The sequence below is a fragment of the Thalassovita litoralis genome, from assembly GCF_900182725.1.
In the GTDB taxonomy this organism is placed as follows: Bacteria; Pseudomonadota; Alphaproteobacteria; order Rhodobacterales; family Rhodobacteraceae; genus Thalassobius; species Thalassobius litoralis.
Genome location: NZ_FXTO01000061.1, coordinates 1 through 4094, shown reverse-complemented (window position 1 = coordinate 4094; position 4094 = coordinate 1). Strand labels below are relative to the sequence as shown.

The window sequence follows — 4094 nt, the reverse complement described above, 5'->3', positions numbered from 1 at the left end:
CAATGGTTCGATGCGACCCAGCCTGTCCAGATAATTGACCCCCAGACCACCGGGGCGCTGGTCGGTCACTTCGGTGCCGTAAGACAGTGTTGATATGGACACGCCCAGATCGGCAGAACAGCATTCCAACCCACCCGCAGCCCGATAGGCCGCACTGACAGCAGACTGGATGGAGGCAGGACGTACAGCGCGGGTCATGAAAACACCCCCGCTGATTTCACAGGACAGCGCGGGGCGGCGGAGTCACCATGCATATATGAAACAATATCTAACGTCATGCTGCATCCCCATGATTGCCAGTTTCACGCTCAATCAAGTCGCGACGCCCTCTCTCGTTTTCCATCGCCTCACGGATGCGAGTTTCAGTTTCGGGCCATATCCTCTTCCCACCCCTAAGGCGCGGAACTAGCCGACCATTCCGCGCAAGGAGGACCCCAACGCGATGTTCAGACAGACCAGTGTCCAAGATAAATTTTTCGAGTTCTTCAAGGAGTGTTCTCATAGCAAAAGCCATAATGCACGCAATAGCGTGCATGTCAATGCACGCAATAACGTTCACGCCATACACTCAACTGCGTGCTATCAAATAGCCATGAAAAACATATGGTTAGAGCGACTAATTGAGCTGGTAGAAAAGGATCAGCGTAGCTTTCGCGAGCTTAGCAAGGCTGCTGGCTGCGGACCAAACTTCGTTCAGCAACTAATCAAGGACCGCAAAGACCCGCGCGCGAGCCAACTTGAACGCCTTCTTCAGGCCCTTGGACCTGGTGCGGATTTGTATGTGCTGACCGGCCTTCAGCTATCAAACATGGATTTGGAGTTTCTGAAGACCGTCTCAAGCCTTGATGCAGATGGACGTCGTGCCGCACTAACCGTTCTGCAGAAGATGCAAGACATCCAATCTGTGCAAGGGCCACTGCGCGTTGCGCAGGACAAAGAGAAGCCCAAAGCCGAAACATCTCCGTGATATCTGCACTCACCTCGCCCTCCGTCGTTCCCCTTATGTTCCGAGATTAAGACTAACAAAGCAAGGGAGTCAATTAATGGTAGATTTTATTTGGCGGAGAGCATTCATAGTTGCGCCCGCTGCGATTACACTTTCGGTTCTTCTCCCATCTTGTGCGCCCGAGCCACGACGATCCATGGTGGTGGATGGGTATGAGTTGATTGTAGGAAGGGAGCCTGCAGAAAATGTCTGGATGGCAGCGCCAGCACTTAGCAGCCCTCAGGTTTTCCGATCTGGTGATAATGCCAACTATGTCCGCAATCTGAAAGCCATTCGCGCAGCATCGGGCTGCGAGGTAGTTGCGGATTCGGTGAGGCATCACGATCACTCTGCGACGACGGCTCTTGTAGATTGCAGCAGCTCATAGCCCTCCTTTAATTCTCCAGATGGGTTACTGATTCTCCCCATCCCCTATTTGACCCGCACTATATGCACGCCATAGCGTTCATTAAACATTGACATGCACGCTACGGCGTGCATGTTATGACCCCATCACACCCGCCGAAGACGCGCCAGCAGATCGCGGGACAACCAGATGGGAGAACCACCTTGTCAAACGAACGGACATCCCTGCATCTGATCGACGCCTGCCCGGCATCGGTCATCCTTCACCCGGGCAACATGCCCGTGGAAACCATCCAGACAGCATGGGACGCGCTCAAACGCGATCGGGGCCAAAGCTGCAACTGGGATCGCCTTCACTCCCTGCCCTCGCACCACCAGATCACTGCGCAATCAGAAATCTCCAGTGAGGATACTGTGCAGACGATCCTTGATCGCTGCGCCGGACGCGCCGCCAGTATCCGCCAGCAGGCTGCTGCCCGCTTCCAATCCCGCCAAGCGCGACGTCCTGCGGGCTACGCCCCAACTGGGGGGGGAGATGCGGCATGAGTATGTTTGAACACCTCAATCGCCCACAAATCCGCCGCGACCGTCTGCGCGATCTGTCTGCGCGTATTCTGCCCGGTCTGGGTGCGTTCCTTCTCATCATCGCAGCGCTCTATCTGGCCTTTCTGTTCGGCCAGTTTCACGGCGCCATGCAGCGGGTGTGGTGATGAGCCTGCATTCCCATTTCGACCGCCGCGCCATGTTTCTGGCGTCCTTGAAGGGCAAAAGCCCCGAGGCGCGGGTGGATGCCTTTGCGAACGAGGTGCTGGAAACCGGCGGCGTGTGGACCACCCCACCGGGTGACTATGACCCGGACAGCCGCGCCCTGTTCGAGATCCACCTGCACGGCATCACCGCCACCGGCTGGACCGAAAGCAGCGCGATCAGCACTTGGGTTGCGATGGCCCATGCCAAAGCGGCAGCGGCCTGCCCCCGCTGTGGCGGGCGTGGCGTCATTCACTGGCACCCGCACTGGGACAACGGCCACGAACCCTGCCCTGATTGCACATGCGCAGACCAGAAGGCGGCAGGCTGATGGGGGTATTCGCCAATCGAATAACCGGCGGTTGCCTGAGCGCCGGTCAACTGGCCGGTGGTGGACTGCTCGCCGCCACCGGCCTCTTTTCCACAATTCGCAAGGGGTCGATGGGGACGGCCCAGGACGGGGTGCGTACCGAATTCGACGCATGGACCGGCAAGATCGCCACCCCACGCTAACCAAAAGCAACGAAAGGAAAGGACCCCATGACACAGATCGACAGCGCCAGCGACGACCGAACCACGAACAACGCCGTGCGCCACAAGTACCGCACCCTGACCGATGCTGAAAAAATCCAGATGCAGGACATCAAGGATATGGGCGCGACCTTCATCGCCAAACTGCACGAAATCGGTGGCACAGACAGCACATCAGATCGCTTTGCCTCACGCGATCTGAGCCTTGCAAACACCCACGTCGAAGACGCGGTCATGCGCGCCGTGCGCCACATCACCAGCTAGAAGGATCACCCCCGTGATGACCAAACGAAAGCCCCCCGAAGACACCGCCCGGATTGCCCAGCGTGACCCTTACGCGATCCACGGCATCGAACAGTTGATGACCCTGTTCGCAGGCGGAGAGTTCCTCGCCAAATTCATGGAGGATCACCGCGACCTGTTGCAGCAAATGCAGGATCACAACGAAGAATACGGCCACAAGGGCGCGAAAGGCTCTTTCAGCCTGAATGTCTCTTACGAGCTGGGCGGCGCTGGCGATCTGGCCATGCGGGCGCAAGCCGACTTCAAAGGCCCCAAGAAGCCCGCCAGCCAAGCCGCCGCCTATGTCGATGAAGACGGTCAACTGACCCTTTTCAGCCCGATGATGAAGCGCATGCACAGCGGTGTGCGCGATGTCACCCCACACGACCCGGAAACCGGCGAAGTCCGGGACGTCTAACCCCAAACCTATCAATCAAAGGAGCCGACAATGGCTGACACTCAATTCCCCGTGCTGGAGAACCCGGCAGAAACCATGCGCGATGTGATGTCCGATCTGATGCACCACACCATTGTGGATGCCGATCCCGAATGGAACCCAAGCGCCGCCGACCTGATCACGGTTCCAGAAAAGCGCAAGGTGGTCGATGTCTCGACATACCGCCGCGAAGCGCTGGAATTCATGAAGCCTGCCCGCCGCAAAGGTACCGCCCGCTTTGCCGATCTGGCCAGCCTGATCGCATGGGCCAACCGTTTCAAGGGCGACAGCTCTGCCCTCTTTGCCAAGCCCGACATGACGGCCCCGGCCCTGACCTGTATCGCTGATTACCACGCGGCTGGCCCGGTGGATGTCACCACGCCCACAGGCGATGCCAGCGCCCGCCACTGCCACCACCGCGCGGTCTATGACTTCCCGCTATCTGACGAATGGAAGGCGTGGATGCAGGTATCCGGCACCGGGCTGGACAAGGACGAGCTGGGCGAGTTCATCGAAGCGCAGGCTAAGGACATCATGGACCCGACCCCGGCAGTTCTGAAAGGCACCACCAGCGACAAGAACCAGCCCTGGGAAAATCGCCTGATCGAAACTGCCCAGAAGATCGAAGGACGCTTTGGCCAACTGGCCCAGTTGCTGGCCATGTCGCGGCAGTTTCAGGTGTTCGAGACCAGCGACCTGAAAGTCGCCACCAACCGCGACACCGGCGAGGCGGAAATCCAGTTCCTC

The 4094-nt window shown here is 58.5% G+C and carries 7 protein-coding genes and 1 pseudogene; 7 read left to right on the top strand and 1 reads right to left on the bottom strand.

Going from position 1 to position 4094, the window contains the following annotated elements; genetic code table 11:
- A pseudogene (locus tag FN828_RS20130) lies at positions 1-198 on the bottom strand (hypothetical protein); the annotation flags it as partial.
- A 244-nt stretch (positions 199-442) separates the two neighbouring features.
- Here FN828_RS20130 and FN828_RS20125 point away from each other — a divergent pair.
- The 7 genes from FN828_RS20125 to FN828_RS20100 all read left to right on the top strand — a co-directional run.
- Positions 443-967 carry a helix-turn-helix domain-containing protein gene (locus FN828_RS20125; protein ID WP_142495097.1) on the top strand — a complete coding sequence of 175 codons (525 nt, stop codon included), beginning with the start codon at positions 443-445 and terminating at the stop codon, positions 965-967.
- A 926-nt stretch (positions 968-1893) separates the two neighbouring features.
- Positions 1894-2061 (top strand): hypothetical protein, encoded by a 168-nt coding sequence (locus FN828_RS20700; RefSeq protein WP_185959069.1) that lies wholly within the window; start codon positions 1894-1896, stop codon positions 2059-2061.
- Positions 2061-2429 carry a hypothetical protein gene (locus FN828_RS20120; protein WP_142495096.1) on the top strand — a complete coding sequence of 123 codons (369 nt, stop codon included), beginning with the start codon at positions 2061-2063 and terminating at the stop codon, positions 2427-2429. The genes FN828_RS20700 and FN828_RS20120 overlap by 1 nt, the downstream gene beginning before the upstream one ends.
- Complete coding sequence (locus FN828_RS20115; RefSeq protein ID WP_142495095.1) at positions 2429-2611, top strand: hypothetical protein; 183 nt, start codon at positions 2429-2431, stop codon at positions 2609-2611. The genes FN828_RS20120 and FN828_RS20115 overlap by 1 nt, the downstream gene beginning before the upstream one ends.
- A gap of 27 nt (positions 2612-2638) precedes the next feature.
- Entirely contained in the window at positions 2639-2893 is a 255-nt protein-coding gene (locus tag FN828_RS20110; RefSeq protein WP_142494529.1) for an Acb2/Tad1 domain-containing protein, read from the top strand.
- Positions 2894-2909: 16 nt separating this feature from the next.
- Positions 2910-3329, top strand: coding sequence for a hypothetical protein (locus FN828_RS20105; protein ID WP_142495094.1), 420 nt, complete (start codon positions 2910-2912; stop codon positions 3327-3329).
- A gap of 30 nt (positions 3330-3359) precedes the next feature.
- Positions 3360-4094: DUF2303 family protein (locus FN828_RS20100; RefSeq protein WP_142495093.1), on the top strand; the 735-nt coding region annotated here is incomplete at its 3' end.